This is a genomic window from Metabacillus endolithicus, assembly GCF_023078335.1.
Lineage (GTDB): Bacteria > Bacillota > Bacilli > Bacillales > Bacillaceae > Metabacillus > Metabacillus endolithicus.
In genome coordinates, this window is the sequence record NZ_CP095550.1 from 2,548,440 (window position 1) to 2,570,673 (window position 22,234).

The 22,234-nt window shown below is 31.1% G+C and carries 15 protein-coding genes and 1 pseudogene; 2 read left to right on the top strand and 14 right to left on the bottom strand.

Annotation, left to right across the window (positions count from 1 at the left end; all coding sequences use genetic code 11):
• Window positions 1-386: 386 nt before the first annotated feature.
• Both MVE64_RS13075 and MVE64_RS13080 read right to left on the bottom strand, forming a co-directional pair.
• The gene (locus MVE64_RS13075; RefSeq protein ID WP_345740629.1) at window positions 387-920 is read right to left on the bottom strand and encodes a DNA-binding response regulator; all 534 of its coding nucleotides are present in this window, start codon (window positions 918-920) and stop codon (window positions 387-389) included.
• Window positions 921-990: 70 nt separating this feature from the next.
• Window positions 991-1,452: a hypothetical protein gene (locus MVE64_RS13080; RefSeq protein ID WP_247338896.1), complete on the bottom strand. Its 462-nt coding sequence runs from the start codon at window positions 1,450-1,452 to the stop codon at window positions 991-993.
• 645 nt (window positions 1,453-2,097) lie between these two features.
• Here MVE64_RS13080 and MVE64_RS13085 point away from each other — a divergent pair.
• Window positions 2,098-3,650: pseudogene (locus MVE64_RS13085) on the top strand (ABC-F family ATP-binding cassette domain-containing protein).
• A gap of 935 nt (window positions 3,651-4,585) precedes the next feature.
• Here the strand turns inward: MVE64_RS13085 and MVE64_RS13090 are convergent.
• From MVE64_RS13090 to MVE64_RS13110, 5 genes are all read right to left on the bottom strand, one after another.
• Window positions 4,586-4,822 carry a hypothetical protein gene (locus tag MVE64_RS13090; RefSeq protein ID WP_247338898.1) on the bottom strand — a complete coding sequence of 79 codons (237 nt, stop codon included), beginning with the start codon at window positions 4,820-4,822 and terminating at the stop codon, window positions 4,586-4,588.
• Window positions 4,823-5,340: 518 nt separating this feature from the next.
• The gene (locus tag MVE64_RS13095; protein ID WP_247338900.1) at window positions 5,341-8,136 is read right to left on the bottom strand and encodes a nuclease domain-containing protein; all 2,796 of its coding nucleotides are present in this window, start codon (window positions 8,134-8,136) and stop codon (window positions 5,341-5,343) included.
• A gap of 6 nt (window positions 8,137-8,142) precedes the next feature.
• Window positions 8,143-9,459 carry an AAA family ATPase gene (locus MVE64_RS13100; protein WP_247338902.1) on the bottom strand — a complete coding sequence of 439 codons (1,317 nt, stop codon included), beginning with the start codon at window positions 9,457-9,459 and terminating at the stop codon, window positions 8,143-8,145.
• A 269-nt stretch (window positions 9,460-9,728) separates the two neighbouring features.
• Window positions 9,729-10,070, bottom strand: a complete 342-nt coding sequence (locus MVE64_RS13105) for a hypothetical protein (RefSeq protein ID WP_247338903.1) — start codon at window positions 10,068-10,070, stop codon at window positions 9,729-9,731.
• 22 nt (window positions 10,071-10,092) lie between these two features.
• Window positions 10,093-12,156: a hypothetical protein gene (locus MVE64_RS13110; protein WP_247338904.1), complete on the bottom strand. Its 2,064-nt coding sequence runs from the start codon at window positions 12,154-12,156 to the stop codon at window positions 10,093-10,095.
• A 521-nt stretch (window positions 12,157-12,677) separates the two neighbouring features.
• On the opposite strand from MVE64_RS13110, the gene MVE64_RS13115 reads away from it, so the two are divergent.
• On the top strand, window positions 12,678-12,836 hold the full coding sequence (locus MVE64_RS13115; RefSeq protein ID WP_247338905.1) for a hypothetical protein: 159 nt from the start codon (window positions 12,678-12,680) through the stop codon (window positions 12,834-12,836).
• A gap of 241 nt (window positions 12,837-13,077) precedes the next feature.
• Here the strand turns inward: MVE64_RS13115 and MVE64_RS13120 are convergent, their stop codons facing one another.
• The 7 genes from MVE64_RS13120 to MVE64_RS13150 all read right to left on the bottom strand — a co-directional run bounded on the left by MVE64_RS13120 (window position 13,078) and on the right by MVE64_RS13150 (window position 21,544).
• The gene (locus tag MVE64_RS13120; protein WP_247338906.1) at window positions 13,078-14,172 is read right to left on the bottom strand and encodes an AAA family ATPase; all 1,095 of its coding nucleotides are present in this window, start codon (window positions 14,170-14,172) and stop codon (window positions 13,078-13,080) included.
• A complete protein-coding gene (locus MVE64_RS13125; RefSeq protein WP_247338907.1) occupies window positions 14,172-14,462 on the bottom strand; it encodes a hypothetical protein in 291 nt (96 codons plus the stop codon). The genes MVE64_RS13120 and MVE64_RS13125 overlap by 1 nt, the downstream gene beginning before the upstream one ends.
• A complete protein-coding gene (locus MVE64_RS13130) occupies window positions 14,449-15,177 on the bottom strand; it encodes a conserved oligomeric Golgi complex subunit 6 (RefSeq protein WP_247338908.1) in 729 nt (242 codons plus the stop codon). Before MVE64_RS13130 ends, MVE64_RS13125 begins: the two co-directional genes overlap by 14 nt.
• 108 nt (window positions 15,178-15,285) lie before the next feature.
• Window positions 15,286-16,968, bottom strand: coding sequence for a cation diffusion facilitator family transporter (locus tag MVE64_RS13135; RefSeq protein WP_247338909.1), 1,683 nt, complete (start codon window positions 16,966-16,968; stop codon window positions 15,286-15,288).
• A gap of 144 nt (window positions 16,969-17,112) precedes the next feature.
• Window positions 17,113-17,505: a hypothetical protein gene (locus MVE64_RS13140; RefSeq protein WP_247338910.1), complete on the bottom strand. Its 393-nt coding sequence runs from the start codon at window positions 17,503-17,505 to the stop codon at window positions 17,113-17,115.
• Window positions 17,506-17,688: 183 nt separating this feature from the next.
• Entirely contained in the window at window positions 17,689-19,812 is a 2,124-nt protein-coding gene (locus tag MVE64_RS13145; RefSeq protein ID WP_247338911.1) for a DUF262 domain-containing protein, read from the bottom strand.
• The gene (locus MVE64_RS13150) at window positions 19,805-21,544 is read right to left on the bottom strand and encodes a DUF262 domain-containing protein (RefSeq protein ID WP_247338913.1); all 1,740 of its coding nucleotides are present in this window, start codon (window positions 21,542-21,544) and stop codon (window positions 19,805-19,807) included. The genes MVE64_RS13145 and MVE64_RS13150 overlap by 8 nt, the downstream gene beginning before the upstream one ends.
• Window positions 21,545-22,234: the final 690 nt, after the last annotated feature.

Below are 22,234 nucleotides of genomic sequence, written 5' to 3' on the forward strand. Positions count from 1 at the left end.
GATAGTGGTCCCTAACGAGGGGTTGCCCGCAACCTTTTTGTTGTAGTTGGTAATAAAAAGAAGTAAAATAAGCGGAAATTCTCCGGTTAAATCAAGCATTGAGCTTGTTTTGAAGGATATAAGGGGAAATTTTCCGTTTATTCAGACTGAAATTCGCTATTTTCATATATTTTGGGTTAATAATCGGAGTTTCTCCGTCTATTTAAGCTATTTTTCATATAAATAGCAATTTAAGCGGAATTTTTCCGTCTGTTATTAAATCAGGTGCTTAACTACTTGATTCCCCAACCTATAAGAACGAACCCTTTTAACTCCCGATGCGGGAATCAGCACCTTTTTATCGACTAGTTGAGAAAGGACTTTTTTTACCGTCTTGTCACTTAGCTTCAATGATTCTGCAATTCTATTGGGACAATGGCTTCTCCTTTTCGAATGGCAAACCGTAGTACTTCCTTCTCCACAAAGGACAGAGAGGTCTGGTCCAGATCTTCACCTAGCCAACGGCCAACCACTTGCTGAATAACCTGCTGACATCGTCGTGGTTTCTCTTTAACTTGGTCATAAGAAAAGCGGATCACGGTCCATCCGTCAATCACCAACTGATTTTGACGTTCTAGATTGTCAGAAAATTTCCATCTGCTTATATTCCTTAAGTGAGGGCCATACCCGTCGACCTCGAAACAAATCCGGATGGCTGGACGAATATAAGCAAAATCCAAATATCTATTGTCTTCCTTGAAATCATTAACCTCATACTCTGGATGTAGATATTGAAAATGATAAAATGAGGGCCACCACACTTGTTCCAAAAACAATCTTTCAGCTTGGTTGTGGCCTTCTTGTAATCGTCGTAATCTTTCTCCGTTTCTTGCTTGCAAGTGAGCATTCATAAAGACCTGATAATCTTCTTCAAATCCCAATGCATCCTTCCTCCTACCCAATAAATCCTCCATCCTCAACTCTTCTTCAAATTATCTTCAAAGACTAATGCTATTCCTCAATCGGAATCATAAAGTCATAGTCAGAAAGCCCCATACTTCGCAAACATCTTTTCACAATATTCTTCAAACGACAAATAGAAATTTTCAGGCGGGTCCCGAATAGTATGGTAAATATTCCGTTTTCGTAAGTAACTAAGTAACTCTTTTCCCCGTTAACATTCTCTCCCCTGAGAGCATTCTTTAACTCTTTTAATTGTTCATTTGTGAGACTACGGTTCAAAGATACTTTTTCCCGACTTCCGTCTTTATTTTCTAGTATAAATATTCCATGTCCTCCGATTTTCTCTTCCTTGTATTCAATAGTGTCCATCGTTGACTTTTTAATTGTTTTAGCATAATAATATCCGCATCTCATACAAAAAGTATACTGCTCATCAGTTTTGTAATAAAAATCTTCAAATGCAGAACGTCCACAACATAAGCATTTAACAGCATACATATTTGATGCCACGAAACAATCATCTCCTTTATATATTTAAGTATTTTAAAAATTAGCTGGTATAAATGTGAAGTGAAAAATAAGAAATGTAATTTTGAAGAAAATATAAGTGTGTTAAAAATTATAATGATAACTTTAACAGGAAGTGTAGAAGATTTTATTGCAGAAGAATCTGAGGATAGAGTCAATTATAGTTTAAAAGGTTCCCTAAATTTGTCAATTGTTTTATCTTATATTTCTCAATTAAAGTTAATTTACTTATGGTAGATACTTCTGCATTTGTTAAGGCTTTATTTTTAAAAAAGATCGTAAAAAACGGTAAGACACAGTTATTCTCCTCAAAGTCTATATCCAAAGCAGACCTACTCCCTCATAACGAACATCCTTGTAAGTTCCCAATTTGAAAGGAAGCAGTGGTGCCATCTCTTTGCTTTCCGAGGAAATAAATGGGGTGTTGAAAAGTCCTGCATGTTTATTTAAAATCTAAGTTTAGAGCTCAAACAAATTTCGTTCAATAACCTCATTTAAGAAGGGACTAACTTCAATTTATAGCGAAAATCGAATTACATTTTGCAAATTGTAATAAATTCATGATAGAAAATCTAGCCAGAATTTAGTAAGATATCCACATGTGATATTAGATAAGGGGTTAAAAAAATGAGCGTATTAAATGTACAAAAGTTAAGTCATGGTTTCGGTGATCGTGCAATTTTTAATGATGTGTCTTTTCGACTTTTAAAAGGCGAACACGTTGGACTAGTTGGTGCTAATGGTGAGGGTAAATCTACCTTCATGAACATTGTTACTGGGAAGTTGCAACCCGACGAAGGGAAAGTGGAGTGGTCACGAAAAGTTCGTGTTGGTTATTTAGATCAGCATGCTGTACTTCAAAAAGGCACTACAATGCGTGATGCTTTAAGTACTGCTTTTCAATATCTTTTTGATGCTGAATCAGAGATTAATGCACTTTATGCAAAAATGGGTGAAGAAGGTGCAGATATCGATGCATTACTTGCAGAAGTTGGAGAGCTACAAGAAACGTTAGATAGTAATGATTTCTATCAAATTAATTCAAAAGTTGAGGAAGTTGCTCGTGGTCTAGGATTAGACGATGTTGGACTTGATCGAGATGTAAATGATCTTAGCGGTGGACAACGTACGAAAGTTTTGCTAGCTAAGCTTTTGTTAGAAAAACCTGAAATCCTATTACTAGACGAGCCTACGAACTATTTGGATGAACAGCATATCGAATGGTTAAAGCGATATTTACAGGAATATGAGAATGCATTTATCTTGATTTCACATGATATTCCATTCTTGAACAATGTTGTTAACTTGATCTATCACATGGAAAATCAAGAGTTGAACCGCTATGTTGGTGACTATGATAACTTCTTGAACATATATGAAATGAAGAAGCAACAGCTAGAGTCTGCTTACAAGCGTCAACAACAAGAAATTGCTGATTTAAAGGATTTCGTTGCTCGTAACAAGGCAAGTGTTGCGACTCGTAATATGGCGATGTCTCGTCAAAAGAAGCTCGACAAGATGGAAGTTATTGAATTGGGGAAAGAGAAGCCAAAACCTGAGTTTCATTTCAAAGAAGCCGCACAGCTAGTCGCTGGATTTTCGAGACTGAAGATCTTGTTATTGGTTACAATGAACCTCTTTCTCGTCCTCTAAATTTGAAAATGGAACGCGGGCAAAAAATTGCTTTCGTTGGTGCAAACGGTATCGGGAAGTCTACCCTATTAAAAAGTATTCTTGGGTTGATAAATCCGATTTCGGGTGAAGTGGAACGCGGTGAGCATCAACATATCGGGTACTTCGAGCAGGAAGTTAAACAATCTAACTATAACACTTGTATTGAAGAAATTTGGAGCACGTTCCCAAGCATGAATCAGGCTGAAGTCCGTGCTGCTCTTGCAAAATGTGGATTAACGACGAAACATATTGAAAGTAAAGTCGAAGTCCTTTCAGGTGGCGAAAAAGCTAAAGTTAGATTGTGTAAAATTTTAAACACAGAAACGAATTTATTAATTCTAGACGAACCTACCAATCACTTAGATGTAGATGCAAAAGAAGAGTTGAAGCGTGCTCTAAAGGAATATCGCGGAAGTATATTAATGGTATCACACGAACCTGATTTCTATCGTGAAATTGCGACTGATATTTGGAATTGTGAGGACTGGACTACAAAAGTATTCTAAAAATACAGATTAAGGGTACCTCAGTAAAATCTGGGGTACCCTTTTCTATCTATACTCGTAATGGTTTAGCCACACATTCTATGTGGCTTGTGTGTGGTTAGTCACTACTTTTAATGGAAGGTATTTTAAGATTTTCTAACTTAACTAATTACATTAAATCAGCGCTATTAGTATATGCCAGAATGTATATGATTTTATTAAAAGGAGATTGTTGATGCATATATATACATACAGCTATCAGTGATCACATCAACGATACTGGCAACGAATATTAATGGTAAAAATGCTGTCATATCAACAATTAACAAAAACGTATCAGATGTTTAAGGCTACTCTGATACGTTTTTATTTCATAGAATGTTATCACGGCTATATATAGGATTAGTCAAAAGCCTTTCAAGAATCGTTTTTCTATCCTTTATCTCTACTTTTTAGTTTACCACTATTTGTGGTACGGTTCACCGTAGTTATTTAAGAGGCAAAAAAGGCATTGGTAATCCTGTTACCAGTGCCCCTTTTTTGCTTAAATTAAGTATTGTTTTATATATGTTTAAACATTCAATATGTGTCGAGTACTGACGGTAGGAAAACCACAAGATAATGATGAGATGTAGTGGTGCATCTTTGCTTATTTATTTTGCTTTGTTAATGACTTTAAAGGTCACATCACGAATAATGAACTAAGTAAGTTTCACCTTTTAAAATAGCTCTAAAGACATCTTTGTATTAAATCCATATCATTCTACTTTTTATGATTTATCATGTATTTCCTTAATTAAAGTATTTCTTGTTTCTAGCATTTAAATGATGTAGGTTTTGGCAGTATGTTTATTAACCATTTTAATTTATCACTAAGGATTTCTTTTCATAAAATAGGGCCATGTGAGTCCACATAGAAATATTGTTATTTCACACTCAATGCTAAGCTTTTTGGATTAATAGTTTTTAGAATAAAGATAATGCTCAATAGTCTTTATGTATGTTTTCCAGTCTTTATAACGTTCTTGGACTTTCTTTTCCAAAACTAGGTCAATTTGTTTTTCCTCATTATATATTCCTTCCCGACGCATGTTTTCAAGTCTATTAATATATTGCTCTATAGATATTTCCTTTAACTTCCGTTCACCCTTTTTTAAAACATGTTTGTATTTTAAATAATCTTTAAAGTCCACTTACTCATCCTTCTTCCATCTTTTAAAGGTCACTAGCAGAACATCTTGTATAATATAAAACCACTGCATATAGTAATATTTTCCATACGAATAACCACTAACCCCACTATCTACATACTTGGGTAGGTTGAATATTTAGTCGTTATAAATTTACTAAGTTTCTCAGTCAATCTAAATGTTTTATTAAAAGTAACCATAAAAAAACATAATGTATATCTCTTTTCTACATTATGTTTAGAATATTTTTATAACGAATGTATTATCTTTTTAACTGTTTTTCGGCTTCCTTCCGAATGGTGCCTATTCTTTTATCACTTCTTGTATCTCTTCCATCATGATTACGAATTGTACCCGGCGGTTGTTACTGATCAAAAAACCTATAAGCCTATTATATCAACGTTCATAAGGCTTTTTTGACCCTAAAAAATCCTATTACAAAGAATTAATAAGGTTTTACTAATTTGCTTACGGAGATTATTTAAATATGCAATTTAACGATTTCCTACTTATTCTTCATCCTAATATTCTATAAAATTGTCTATGTTATTTTCATCAACTCTGCCATTAAAACATACTGGACAAATAACATACCATGCATAAGTATCTTTTTTCTGCTGATGGTAATTGTTAGTATGCTTTATTAATTTATGTCCATTTCTACAATGTACTTTTACCCAAAAATCATTGCAATTACTACATTCATAGTAATATTTTAAATGACCTCGCTCCGTATATGCTAACGTTACCTTTACATTATCTTCTAGTTCACCACAACTCCAGCAAGTTTGAAAATCTTCCAAATGATATTCCATAATCATTCTAAACCAGCTGGTAAAAGAATTAGTAGCCTGCGGTAACAAGTATATAGACCCTACTTTATGTCCGTATTCCTCTTTCAGTAGCGACTCTGTTTCATCATCTAAACTTATAAAGTTTTTATCGTATGCTGCACTATAACTGACACCCGCTTTTTCCTTGAGTTCACCCATCTTCTGATCGCAATGTAGAATAAAGGATACATCACCGTTTAAATTTGGATTTGAAGATTTAGTTCTAAGATATTTTTTTATCGCTACTGTTTTTATATCCTTCTCCCATTCTTTTTCACCTTGCTCTATATAATCTCTATATTTTGCATCCAAATAAATTACTTTGCTTTCTTTATTAGGTGCTTGCAAAATGAATCGATAATCTGGAGTTAGCGGTTGTAAACCAGTTCTTGGTAGGTGTGGTGTATAAGAAATAAATAAACTATAAATGCTTTTATTTAATTCAATATTAAACCCATCTAAAGTTTTTACTTTTTTATTTGTAAGAAAATCCTTTATATATTTGCTCAGGCTTTCTTTTCCCCTTATAGTCCAACCTAATTCCGTCTTTAAAATCATAATCATTTTTAAAAAAGCCCAAATTTCGTAAATGTTATTTACGTTAGTTACATTAATATAGTTATTAGAATTAAGTTCATTGAGCGAGATTGTATTAACATACTCATGTTCTTTTAATGCATTCCAAATTATTCTATAGTAAGGATCATGTAGAAAGACTTGCGTAGGTCTTAGTTTTTCGAATTCTAAAGAATCAATCTCTTTAAAAATACTCAATTCTAATAAATTATTTATTTTTTCATCTAGTTTCCTATACAATTTTTCTTCATGATTAACTAAAGAAATTCGATTTATTAATTTTAATTTTTGTTCATATGAAGTAGTCTTTAGCTTGGATTGCAGTAACCTATCAGTATTTCTTAAATAATCCCTAGAATTCAATAAAATCGGAACTATATCTTCCATTACATCATCCTTAACAATAGGACGTTTTATGCCACTTACAGCTATCGATTGAATATTAAAAAAAGTGAAATTGTAATCATTGAAAATTTCCCCAACTCCAGTATCTGTCCCAATAATATCAATAGATTGATTCAATTTAGCTCTATCATAATAAACATTGCCATTAATTAATATCTCTTTACCTAAGATTTCTTCGTTATTTAGAGCTTGCATTAAATAAACATGATTTTTTAATACTACAGAATGTAGTTCAAGCTTCAACTTTTTACTAAATCTTGGGTGGGGCCATTGAATTAATACTCGCTCATTTAAGCTATTTTTATATGAATACGATATTAATTCGATATCCCACCCATTATTCCAAGCAGTCTCAAACTTAGTAATTACAATATTATTTATCAGTTCACATTTAAAGTTTTTTGGTAAACTACGGACTCTAAACTTTAATTCAATATTAATATTTGTATACATGTTTATCAATGGATTATGATCGGAGTTAATTGTTAATAATTTCTTAGTTAAATCTTCTTTTTCTTTATTGAGTTCTTCATCAATTTTCTGTACCTGACCTTTAAGAGCTGTGTAATCTTTCTCATTAAAGTCATTTAAGAAATTACTTTTATCTTCAAATACCCTCAACTCATTTTTGATTTGTTCTTTTTTTATATTCAATAGATTTTCTTTTAGATATAATTCAAATAAAAATTTTAATGAAGCTAAAAACTGCTTAATGACACGATGCTCGTAAAGGTTCTTATCTTTATAAATTCCCATCTTTTTAACACTTGGACTACCCATAAAAATTGATTTAGAAATTTCTGCCCTTATATCAAACCGGTTTCTATCGTTAGTATGCTTTTGTTTCGACAATTGAATAGAAAAGTTTTCATTTGGATTTAGATCTATATATTTCAATGCTGGTTCGATTTTATTTATTACATCTTCCACCCATTTAAGAGATAACAATTCTTTTTCATTTAATCTCACTGAAGAATTTTTATTTTTTAATAAATCTATATAAATATTATAAATTTCTGCAATCATTATTTTGTAATCGTTAATTTCTAATGATGATGGTAGGAAAATAATATTATATTCTTCAATCAAATCGTCAGTTGATTTTTGCTTAACTTTTACCTTTATGGAGCCTGATTGATTTAAACCTGTAACTTGATCTTTTTCAGAAGTAGAGTATTTATCTTTTTTAAATTTGCTCAGCTCGAACCAAATCCCAGTTTCACGATCTAAATATAGTTCCTTTTTATCTACATCATCATGCTCTATATATACAGTAAAATCATCACGTACATCCTGTAATCCTTTGAAACCTATTTGACTATATCTAATAGCACCTGCATATTCAGAATAGCTTTTGTAATGGTTAAAGGTATACCAACAATTATTTATGGAATCATACTTTAACTCTTCTACTTTTTCTACTTTTTCTACAGGTTTTAATTTCTCATTTTTATTAGAATTAATATCATAATGAACATTGATCATTATTGGAGTTAGATTCATAAGAAATTACCCCCAATATGAGAATACTTTAGTAGATTCTGCATTGTTAACCATTTTTTGAACCTTCTTATAGGATTTAGATTCTTCACCTACAAATTCTTCTATTTTATCCTTTAGTTTAATGTGATTAGTATCGTCATTACTAATATAATAATTAATCTTCGGTAAAATTTTATTATTCAAAAGTTCATCTAACACATTTAGTTTATCTTCTTCATTTTCAGAACAAATTAACTTAAAGTAGTGGGTGATTTGGCTTAAATGTTTTTTAGTACGCGGATTAATCTCAACATTACATGCTTGTAAATGAGCTAATAAATTTCCTTCTAACTCCCCAACTTCGCTCATTTTATTAATTACCTCAAAATCATTTGGGGTTAAATGTATATCCTTAAACTCAATATCCTCATTAAAACTTGTTTCAGATTTCTTCAACTCAATAAAGTAACTTCTGTCAATTACTTTAGGACTTAGCGGTTTAGTTGTCCCATCTATATTCATCGTACCAATAAAACGAACATTATCAGGAATTGATAAACTAGGTTTAAATTTCATTAAATTTTTGTACCGTTGCATGTACATTAATTGATCTTTGTCGTCAATTTTTAAAATTTCATTCATTATATTGGCAATTTCAGTTTCTGATTGTAAGTTATATACTCTCTGAAGGAACCATTTCACTTCTTCTAAAGAATAGTTATATTCTTGTTCGCTGTATAACGGAATTTCCTCATTTTGTTCTCGTAAACTTAATAGGTCGGCAAAATAGTATTCGACTTGAGATAAATTTAACTCATCTAAACAAATTAAATAAAATTTATCTTTATTTTGTTCCTTTTTTGCCTCTAAAATAGCGTCTAAGAAAGGAGTAGATAAATACATTTTACTTAGTGGATTATAGTAACCAAATAAATCTTGTCTATCAATCCAACTCGATTGTACCGGAATTATTTTATAATTTGCATTTATACTTTTAGCTAAAGCTGAAACTATACTCGTTTTCCCTGTACCGGAAGCACCATGTAACACAACAAGTTGATCGGTACTAATAGCTACTAGGATGTTTTGTAGATAATTTATGTCGTACCACAACTTCTCTCCCGATTGTTTATAAATTTTTGCTTGAATTTGTTTAAGAATGGTAAGATTAACTTCATTTACTTTTATTTTATTTTGACTAGAATCCTCTATATCTTGTATTTCGACGTCTTCTTCAATTTTAAAACCTAGTTCCTTTAAAAAGTCAGCCATTTTCCATAGCTGATTTTCCTTTTTTAACAACATTTCCTGACTATCATCTAAATCTTGTTCACGCCGTAGCAATTCCTGATTCTTCTCATTTATTCTTTTATTCTCATTAATAACATTTTGGTCGAAGGCTAGTTCTCTCTTATCAAATTCATCAATTGTATTTTTTATATAACAATCTATTAAATCACTATATATATTATTTGCATAATAGATAGTAGAATCAAAATTTTTATCTACCTTTACTAAGGCTTCAACTTCAATATCTTTAATATTAATACCAATTTGCCCAGAAGTAATTGAATAAATAGGATTGAACTTTTTTACAGAACCCGGTACTATTTTTATAACATCTCCCCTTGACTTAATTTTTTCTCTTTTAGTTCTGGATTTGGTACAAAATCAAATGTAACGTAATCATCCTCAATTAAATTATCTTTTTTGCCTTCATCATAAAATACAAATTCAGTTTCTGCAGCATCTTCTGCAACTCTTGGAATTTTCTCTCCGTTTATAGGGTTTAAAAAGTTTGTTATTTTGTATCTTCCAATTGAATTGATTTCTATTTTTCCGATTAATTTGGGCTTTTTCAATCCAAATGAGTTACAAATAAATTGGAGTCTTTCTTCATCAGACTGTAATGTTAGATAATCCTTAACTGTGCGAGTTTCTATACTACTTAACATTGTAATCACCTCAAGATTTAATCTAAATTAATTCTGCTATCTCAATAAGATGCTGAATATCCTCTTTCTGTACTGGATTCTTGCACATATTATATAAATTTAACGTTTCTAAAAGACTTAGCTGTTTATTTTTCATTAACTGATTTTTTAACGTAGCTATATGCTGTTGGAAGTCCCTCTCTTTGTCTAAAAAAGGTTTGTTTTCTTCAACGTAATATAAATAGTCCCAGCCCTTTATGGCAGTAGCAAGAACTTTTAAAATATATGCTGTCTCGGAAATTCCATTTAATAGTTGTAATGCTTTTACAATATTTTCTTTTACTAATTTGGTATTATTCACCTTCCTGTAGTATTTTGCTAAATTCCAAAAAATTAACGGTAAAGGGTATAGTATATCTTTTTTTAAATCCTTATATAGCTGTGCTAAATCCAGTTTTGATTTATTGAGAGTCTTTAATAAAAACTCTCCACCATATAATTCATCATCAGACATTGAAATTATTTTCACATATGTACTTATCTTGAAGATGTTTCCTTTGTAATCCTCAGCCCATCTATCACAGCATTCTTCTAACGCTTCCTGAGACAATTGAGAAATACCTTCACATTTTAATAGGTAGGTCAATGCATCCCTTACTTGATTTACTTGAATAAATGCATTAGCACTATATACATATTGTCTTTCAATATCTTTTTCTTTTTCAAAATGATCAATGGCATACTCAAAATCTTTTAAGGCCTTGTCTAATAAAGATGGGTTCTTATTAATTAATTTTGTATAAGCCTGTCCTCTCGTTCCGTATAATTTTCCTAATTGATTAAATTTATCTATTGATTGAAGATTTTCATCATCTATCATCTCTAGTAGATACATTAAATCATTACACGCTTTAATGAGCGAAGTTAAAACATTAATAGCAGCTTCATTTTGTAAAAAGTTTAACAAATGAACACTTTTACGATTTTGATACATAATGTAATAATTTAATTTTGTAATTAAATCCTGTACTTTTCTAAGTTCCAAATTAAAAACTTCGTCTAAGTGTTCTGCTTCTATATCCCCTTCATGTGTGTAAATCGTATATAAATATAGGATTACGTCTAATACAAAAATATTACTAAATTTGACTTTTGCTTTTCTCATAATCGGGGTTAAAAAATCCCGCACTGCAATCCCAATTTTTTTAGCTAAAGAAAATTCTTTTTGTATCTTTACCAAGTGACCTATTTCTAATGTAACTTTCAATAATTGATTATCTATCTCTTCTAAACGCATATTTTGCAATTTAGGAACTAATAACTCTACGAATAATGCTTCAGTTTCCTTATTATCTTGAGAATATTCTAGAAGCAATGTAAATATGGCATCCGATACTTTGTTATTTATAAGCATACTTTGTAATTGATTTTCGAGTTTAGGTATTAACGAGGTGATTCTAGCATTTTTAAAATATTTTTTTAGATATTGTCGCTCATCATGACTGAATTTTACTTTCGCATCTTGTGTCAAAAAACCATTGCAAATTGTATCTGATAGCATAAGCATTTCATCATATCTTGCATCGCTTAAATGAACTTTAAATTTTGGTAAAACCTTGCTTGATAATTCTTTTTTCGCAATACCAACTATTATCTTTTCTCTCAAAATTTTTTCATAATTTGAAAAGTCTATAATTCCAGTTCCTTTTGAGACATCTTTTCTAGAGGCTACAGAAACTTCTAATTCTACTTTTCCATGAATTGCGGATAAACGTGTAATAAGTTGAATTAAACCCTCTGCTATAATGTTCAAATACGTGGTAGTTGAATCAATTACTACTATTTTTTCAGTATTTTCGAAAATAATGACTTCATGTTTAAACTTTTCAAGCTCTTTTAATATATTTATAACAGTTGTGCCAGTTTCATCTTTACAATGAACTTTATCTTTACCAGTAGTTCTTTTCACTAAGACTTTCGCAACATCTTGAGAAATAGTATCTTTTTCAATCAACAGTCCACCAATTAGAGAGGGTCGCCAATTTTCTGGTTTATTATTATCATTTTCAAAATCTCCACTTTCATCTAAAAATAGTTGAAATTCCATAAAACCCCTCCTTAAAAGCGTATAAATATATAAGCTATTTCGATTACCACATTGTTCTCAATATACCATTTGACGTTATTATTACTTATTTCATCTAGTAGGCTTACATGATTTAACATAGCTCTTGCTCTAAATCCAATAGCTCCATCATCTTAATTAATTTTAATATGTATATTTTACTATAAATTACATATGAACAATGAAAATTTGCAGAATCAAGATTTTAAATTTTTATTAGAGAATGTTATTTCAACAAAACAAATGGCTATGCATTTACAGGTAAAAGAAGATGTCATCGAAGAATTATGTGAAAGGGACTACTCAAAGCGAAATATTTAAACAATGGATGGGCAATTTTAAAGAATCAAGAATCACCTTGTTTAGTACAATTAGATAGTGAAAATAATGTTTACAATATCACCCATAATATTCTTATAGGACATTTAAAGATCCTTCGGGTAAATTGCAGATATGTACTTGAAATTGAAGCATTTTTAGAAGTATCATCATGGGCAGATTCAATGGAGAATGCTTTATTAAAAGCAGAAGAAGTAATAATTTACACTCAAAAAAGTGAGTTTGTCGCAGTATTTAATAGTGAAGCTGAAGCGTTTAAATATGCTAATAAACTTTATCCCGAATTCCCATTAGAGGAATACATTATAGAGATGTATGACTAAAGAGATTTTGATAACAATTTAATTAATTTTTAAAAAGTCAACAACAAAGACAATGGTAAATCAATCTTACCATTGTCTTTTTCTCATTAGGAATTTTCCATACCCTCATCGCGGTAGTATTGATGGTGATACAAAAATTATATAAGTTGTAGTTGAAATACCTTTCATTAATCAAAATACTCACATCTTACATAATTTCTACCTATTTTTTAGTGAACTTTTCCATTTAGATTATAATTCCTTATCCCTTATAATCATTAGCAATTATAAGTGACAACTCTTCTCTACTTGGGTTTTCAATATCCACGACTCTTTTAGCATGGTTCATAATCAGCTCATCGTAAATATTTCGAACCAAGCGACCATTGGCAAAATTCTCGTCTTTCCTTTCAACTAACTCTTGTAATAGCGGTCTAATTTTCTTTTTAGCATCTTCATTTAAAATATATTCATTTCTATTGCACATCTTCAATAGAATTTCTTCTAATTCATCTGCTGTATAATCTTCGAACTCGATAAACGTGTTAAAACGAGATTTAAGCCCCGGATTCGAATCAAAAAATTTATTCATTGGTTCTGTATAACCAGCTACTATTACAACCAAATCATCTCGATAATCTTCTAGTGCTTTTGTCAGTTCAGTCAAACACTCTCGACCGTAAGAATCGCTATGGTCATTTTCCGTAATGCTGTAGGCCTCATCAATGAACAACACACCGCCTTTTGCTTTTTCAATAACCTTTTTAACTTTCAGAGCTGTCTGACCTTGATAACCCGCTATCAAGTCCGTTCTGGAAACTTCAATGAAATGCCCCTTCGAGAGTAATCCTATCTGTTTATAAATTCTTCCTACAATTCTAGCCACAGTAGTTTTTCCTGTTCCGGGTTTACCCATAAAGGCAAGATGAAGTGTGTTTTTAGTAGATGTTAACCCTTTGGCTTTACGCATCTTCTGTACCTTTTGATAAGCGATAAGATCATTTACTTTTGTTTTTACATTATTCAAACCTATTAGTTCATTTAATTCAGATAACAACTCAGGCAAAGTCCTATTGTCTTGATCTATTAAATCCTTATTACAAATATCCAAGACTGTAATATAACCATAATACTTAATTAAGCTATCCTTTAATGCTTTTGCCAACAATTTAACTTCTTGAATGTGTTTTTTCAAATCAACAACATCGGATATCTTTTTAAGTAATGTGATTGTCGCTATTTGATCTTGATTTTCGACAATCGCTATTGCATACTTCGTTATTTCTCCATGTTCTCCGACCAATGCATCTAATTTCGAAGCTAAATCTAAAAAAGCATTTTCGTATTTATTTCCCATTATAGAATCCCCAATATATTCAACACAAATTGAATTAGTGTAATACCTATGGAACCTCCAGCTAGGGCATAAGCAATTTTCATTTTTTTGGATAGAGTATTTATCTTGCTCTCGTAATTGGTTTTCTCTTCATTGATTTGTTGTTTAGCTACATACAAATTATTTTCAAGACCTTCAACTTTTTTCTCAAGTGATTTGACTACTGCCTTAGATTTACGAGAGTCTTCCCACAATTCATCAATATCTTCAAGGTGGTTGTACTTGTTCAATTCTTCCTTAAATTGTTTCAAAGCCCTCTATCTCTTGACCTTGAACTTTGATTAAATTATTAATATCTACAATCTGAGTATTAACTGATTTAATATTTTTACTAAAAGTTTGAGAATTTTCCCATAAAAGGTCGATGCTTGCAAGGTGCTTGTATTTGCTCACTTTTCCAACAAATTGATTCAAGGTAACTAGCGTATTATATTGAGCATCAGTAGTTTTTTTTATGCTAGCAATTTCCGTATAAACTGACTTTAGCTCTTTTGCAAATTTTTGAGTATCTTTCCACACTTCATCAACATTTTCAAGATGCTCATATTTATCCAACTTATCCTTAAAATTTTTTAAGACTAATATTGTTTGTTTTTGCATTTCTATAGTTTTATTGATATCTTTTTGAGCATCTTTAGCTTCTTTACTTGCTTTTTCAGCTGCCTTAATCGAAATGAGTATTGCTTGTATGTATTCTTTATCTAATGCCTCCAACGCATTATAAACTTCACCAAATTCTTTAATAAACTTTGTATTTAGAGTATTGAATTTGATTAGATAACCTTGTATCTGATTGGTTAAAGCATTTAATTCTTGACCTGTTACCTTATGATCAAACCAATTAAACAATCCCCCATCAACGTCAACTTTTTTTAAAGCTAATTCATCTGGTTTCGTCATAGAAAATTGTTTTAACTGATTTTTTGCTTTTTCAAAATTATGTGTTTGAATAACTAGTTCGTTCATATTAACCCTCTAATTCGATAAGATTTTAAGTTCATCGGAAATAAAATCAAATTCATCATCATTTTTATTTTGATTATTCTCGGTATAATCACTCATAGAGTGTAAAATTTATTCCAAAAGCTCTTTAATCATTTGCTCCATCTCATCAAATGAATCCTTTTTGTCTTTTGAATACGATGTATCTTCATTGAATATTGAATTTAAGGATTGTTCCATTTCTCTTTTTGCCAATTCATGTCTTTTGGCTATTGAACTAGACGCGTTTTTCTTGGTATTAGCAAGTTTCTCACTGTTCAATTCTATTAGTAGGGATTGCGTATTCAAAACTTCATTCCCTTTTTTGATTTGTTGACCTACATTATAAGTTATCTGCTTTTTTTCAATAGCTTTATCAATTAAGTTTATAGCTATTGCCCCAATAATCCCTGCAGTTAAACCTCCTGCAAACAATCCTATCAAACTAGCTAGACTCCCTAATAGGGGAATTTCAACTGCAAGTAACGGAATTGTCATTAAACCTTTTTCAATTGCTTCCCCTAACAGTATTGCACTAACAGCACTTAATCCTGCCATTACAATTTTTCCTGTTTCAAGCAAACGGATACCAATAGGTTTGTCTTTATTATCAGGATTTTTTAGATAATTAATGGCTTCTTTTATTGATTTCCATCCTTGCTTTAACAAAGTCCATACTTTTTTTATAGTCGCTACGATCGGACCATATATAGCTGTAAAAATAGTCGTTAGGACTGAATTTCCAGCATTCTTCAAATGGATTTTTAATTTACTAATAAATGAACTAATTGCCTCTTTAATGTGATCAATTAGCGTATTCAAATTTTTCTGAGCAGATTTTAACCATTTAATCAGTTTGCCAATTACTTCTTTAATGAACTCGGTAAACATTAGCATAACAGCAGTACGAAGAGCCTTTCCTGTTATTCTAAAGGCTTCTTCCTTACGTGATTGCTTTCCTGTCTCTATAGATTTTTGAATTCCTTCTTGCTTCTTTTTCTCATATTCTTCACGAGCAACGCGATCTTGTTCTCTCAACTCTTCATCATTGATGTCAAATCGTTCAGCAGGCTTTTTACCATAACGTTCACTATCTAACCAATCATTCATGCTACTATCACCTTTTGATTGATTAGCTGAAGAATCTAAGTCATTAAGGTTTTTCTCACTATTAGCAAAAGCCACTTGTTCCTCTCTACTTAAATGTGCATTTGCTTCTGGATCACGATTAATTTCTGCTGTTGGTACTGTATGATCTTTATGAACACTAGCAGAACCTTTCTCTCTTCCTTTATCAAAATCATCCCGTGCATCTTTATTTAATACCTTTTGTTCCTTACCACTTCTTGTATCTGTTTTTGTTTTAATTTCACCATTTTCATCTTTTTGAAATCTTCCTTGATATTCGTCATAACGTTGCTGATAATCAATAGAAGTATTGTGGGTTGCTATTTTACCTTTTTCAAAATTTTCAGTGGTCTGAATATGAGAGTCTTTTCTTAAATCTAATGTAAGACCTCGATTTTCTTTTATAAAGTCGTCCCCCGCTTTAGCAGCAATTTGATTAGTAAATTGCTCCCAAACCACATTCATTATTGTATTTCCTAAATTGTCGACATTACTGATTTTTTCTTTTTCTTCCTTTAATAAATCTAAATCTGAAAGTTGGATATCCAATTCGCTTTGTAATTTATTTTCTAACTCGTCAAAGTCGAATGAATCTTCAATATCAATTTCCATATCTGATAACTTCAATTTTGCGTTTTCTTTTGACATTTTCCACCTCTGAGTATATGAATACATATATAAATAGTTTAACTGAATTTCACTTCAAACTCTATTTCAATTATTTAGTAAGTAATTTTTCACCTATTATTAGAGTTACATGACATGGTTTATACACTATTGCATTTACTATGCTTATCCTAGAATGCGAAAAGGTGAAGCGTTGCATTGGCCTTGTGTAATATTAATTTTGGTGAAAATGAAGTGAGGATTAATAAAGCCATTTCTAATAACAGTATAACAGTGTACAACCCGTAATCCTCCAACGTCTATTAGTAGACTATGACCAGCAGTAAAGCCACTATTCGAATTAATGATTTCACCTTTAACTCTCACTACTTTATTATCGTTTTCAATTCTTGAATATTGATAGAGGAATCTATGTTCTGCTGTTATAAAAATCCTTTTTGCTTGCAATAAAAGTATCTTTTTCGGATTTTGCAGAACCTCGTGTTGCATCGATTTCATCATGGTATAAATAAACGCGAAGGTATTAAAAAAGTGCCACGAACGTTGATAAATCAACATTTGTGGCACTCCATGAAATTTAGTAAAGTTCACATTTTTACCGATTTTTTATTTTTCTACGTTTCTTTAATAATTTATTATCTTCATTCAATTATAATTAAGGCGCTATTGATTTCCTTCAAACTATTTATCTTTAGTTTTTATATTTTTGAAACTGAATTTACAAAAGGCTTCACTTCTCACTTAACTAACTACACTTGCAAGATCAACCATTTTTAATACTGCTTCATCAAAGTCTTTTGTAGAAGTAACAAGTGCTTCATCTTTATCGTATATATAAAAATACTCATCAACAAAATTTAAGGTATAGCCATTATGATTAAGTTCAACATATTTTTCGTTATATGCACCAATTGAATCTTGGTAAGAACACGCGATACCTCTTTCTTTTAGTTCTGCATAAACAGCATAACTATAATACTCCTGACAGTATCCACTGGTCATTGTTGTATCCAAAAGTAAAATATCCTTTTCTCCATTAAATCTAATGAAGCGTTTGTTCCCACAGCAATTCTTTAAAATCTGAGGATATCGAATAAAGTATTCTCTCCAATCAGTTACTGTATGTTGCGCAATGATTTTCTCTAAGTCCTCTTTAACTGTATCAGGCGAAATTTGTTGTAATAGTCGTACTAAATAAACTACATTTTTGTGACGTAAGAATCGTTTCCAACTTATATCACGATCAAAACCTTCAATTAAGAAGCTACGATTTTGCCCTGATTCAAGTAAGTAATCACCAAAAGTTAATAGCGCTCTACTTAGTAAATCATTTGGTACATTGAGCTTTACAGCTCCGAAAATTGCAACTGCCTTCTCATAATAATTTTGGAATTTCAACTGTTTTTTATAGAGTTCTTCTTGAGTTAATTGGTCAATCTCGTTAATTTTAATATGAAGTAATAAAAATCCCATGTCCCCTTCAAAATAAGGATAATCTTCTGCTTGCGCTAACTTTTCTCCCCACGCATCATCCTTCAGTATTAACCTTGCTTTTTTTTGTTCTTGTTTAAACTGATAGCCTGAGAAACCAGTTAGTTTAGTATTTGAATTAGCTAAATACTTATCAAGTTCTCTTACATGCTGAATAAGAACATCAAGTGCTTGAATTGACTGGATATAATCTTCAATTCTATTATAAATCGTATTTACTGATACATTACGAATAAACCGCATCCACCGTTCAAATGATGAACAATCATTACCATAGAAACGAAGATATGAAATTGTAGCATAAAGCTGCACTCGATCTGTGTAATTGATATTAGAAGTCATTGCTTCAAAAATAAGACTCTCAATGTTAATAGCAGAATTTTGTGTAGTAAGTGTTTCAGAATATAGAGAATCCAAAGCATTATTAATATCAGTTAACCAAGCTTCATGGTCAAAATCCAAACTTTTTAATTCTTCAAAGCGTATAGCATTCTCTTGATTAATTGCTTGAAATAATCGACCACGGTTCGCTTGAAAACGCGCTAATTGATTGTACATTAATGCATAGAAAAATTGCAAAAACGATTCATCATACTCTTGTTGCTTATGTTTCCAGAAATAATCCGACCAAATGGTATCCATTTTATGCATGAGTTCTACACTATTTTCATACTCAACTGATTCTAGATATTGCTGGAATCGCGCTTTAAAGTTTTCAAATGAAGTTAGAGGCTTTCCACGAGCATTCATTTTAATGTACAAAGAGTCTTCTAACTGGAACGTATCTAAATCGATAAATTGGAATGTAATAGGCGCGTTTGATTGCAATGTTTCAAATAAGTCATTTGGTAAATCATATTCTTTTGCAAACGCGTGAATGGTATCAATCATTTCAAGCATTGACAGAATGGTTTGATCATTAACCCACTCATAATAGAAACTCGACTCATTTTGGATTTGAATTGATAAACAAGCTTCTGATAAATCTAACTCTGTTAAGGAAACGAGCATTTGGCAAAATAGTTTACTACTCGTGCGTGTCTCATAAGTAAACTTTTTGAATGTTTCCCTATTGCTATCAAGTTTATTTTCTTTTAAGGCAATATACCAGTATAGTAAAAATAACGTTGTTAATCGTTGTTGGCCATCAAGTGGTGCAAAATGATTAGCTTGATCTACAGTACCATAAATAAAGTCTAATTCGACTAGTTCCCCAGTTTTCAGTGAATTAAATAGCACTCGTAAAAAATCATGCCGCACAATTTCTACATCTTTATTTTTTCTTCCTTGAACATAGTCCCTTTGAATTATAGGAATAGTTATTTTATAATGATTTATTAACTCCCAAAAACTATAGACCTTAGAATCATGCATTTAAACTCACCTCTTCCTTTGAATGTTTTGTAATAACGGGCCCTAATACATCAAGTATGTTTTGCATATATGCTTCACGATCTTCTTGATTCCAATAATGAATTTGCGTAGTTTGTTTACTGTAATATTTTAAAAATACATTCTTAGTACAAGGTGGAATATACACACCATTTTGGTCGCGTTTAATGATTTCTTCCCGCTTTTTGGGGAAAATACTATTCTTATAAGAACGGTTAGTTCTAGCGTCTAATAAAGTACAATTTGAGATATGATTTGAATATTCATTTCCAAAATAGTCGACAATTTGTTGTTGAATTTTCTCAAACTCTTCAACTTCCAAAGCCTCTTCCTTAATTGTTTGTATATTTTGTTCTAGCTGTTCTTTGAAATCTAAATCTTCAACAAATGGTAAAGCATCTTTAATATATTCTAATTGTTCTTCTTGTTTTTCAGGTACTTTACTTTGCAATGCATGAATATGTTCAATATCCCATTTTTCATTTTTATAACGATCAAAATCAAAACGTTGCTTAGAGTTCTCATCTTGTTGTAGGGTCATAATATTATATAGTAGAAGTGTATCTTTAACCTTTGATCTATCATTTTCATAGTCTAGTTCTGCTATATCCCAATTTTTTATACGAGACTTAATCATATTGTAAAGTGAATTTAGAAACTCATCTTTTTTCATTGTCTTTGCATTTGCCAAAATATTTCTAATAGGTTCGCCAATTTCAAGTAAGTATCCAATCAAATGATATAAGTCACGTTTTACATACCACTCGTTAAACTGATAATAAAGAGCAAGTATCTCTTTCCAAAGAGATTCAACGACCTCATACCTTTGTTCACCTCCATCCACACGACGTTCTATTTCATCATGGAAAGCATGAAACGTTTTATATGATGTTTTTATATTCGTATCGTTAGGAAAATTTGCTGTTACGAGTTCAAATATCCATTCGATATGGTTGTCATACTTTACATTGGTAGGCTGCAAGAAAAACCAAAAATCAGGGTTTTGTAAATGAATTTCGATTTGGTCCCATTGTGTGGCTAATTCAATCTGCTTTAATTTTATGTAATCATGTTGTGATGCATTTGATCCTAAATTTGTTTTACTTAAAAACAACGCTTTAATTAACTCAGCATTTGTTAGAGCAATTTTCCCGATATTAATTCGTGTAAATAAATCGATTGAATCATAATGAGCATCAAGCTCATACCATAATACTTTGACCTGTTCTGTTAAACGCTGCCATATATGAACGGGTGAGTTTTTTTCAGGATGTTGTCTAAACCATTCTCTAATAGTTTCAAATGCATTATACATATGGTAGTAATCAATGTTGTCGTTACGCTGGCTTTCTCCATTTATTATATTGGCAATATACGAACTGCTCCCATTACGAGTTTCATATGTTAGTGTATATCCTGTCCCTTCATAAAACGGAATGATGGACTGGATATATTTTATGATAAGTAATACTGTTGTTAATCGTTGTTGGCCATCAATCACTTCAATCGTATCCCCATGTCCCTTAACAACAATCGGCTGTAGCCAATAGTAATCATCTTTTTTCGGATCCATCTTATGAAACTCCCAAATATCATCTAACAACTCTGTAACTTGAAGAGATGTCCATCGATAACCACGCTGATAAGATGGAATCCAAAATTCTATGTTAGCCTCTAGCATTTCACCAATACTCTTTGGTATTAAACTCGACATACTAAACCTCCCGATACACTTATTAATTCAATAGTACCAAATTATTACAAAAATTAAATCATTCAATAATAATTTAATTAATTGGATATGTAACAATCTTATTTATAACAAATTAAATTTCAAATTAAATAACAAACACCATTTCAAACTTAATAACAAAATACATTAGTGAAAACCTTAACTTATAATAAAACCATTAAAAACCCTTGGTATATTAGGACTTTGGTGTTTTATGTAATGAAAACTCTTTTCTGGTTTCGGGACTGGATAGAGATTATTTAGAAACATATCATAAATTTTATTGCTATTATCCTCTATATCTTTCCTTCTGTAACCCATTTTAAGCAACCTATAAAGGGAAGGAATAAGGGGGTTATTCCCTTTTTTGGACATAAAAAAAGTACTTTATATGATTTTACCAAGTTCAGTTAATTTAAGTTCCTTTAATGTTTATCGCATGGAGTAGAGATGTAAATGATTGCACGACAAATAAGCTGTATGAAACTCTTTTTTAAACAAGAGCCAGCAACAGCTTACTCATGATTTTGAGAATCAATTAAATAATTAGAAGGGGAACTCTATACTGCAATGTTCTTCGTTTTTGATAGTTCCCTAATTTCGCAAGTTGCTTCTCGCGGAGTTCTCTTCTTTTTGAAGCATACGAATTTACTTTAGGCGTTGATTTCTTTT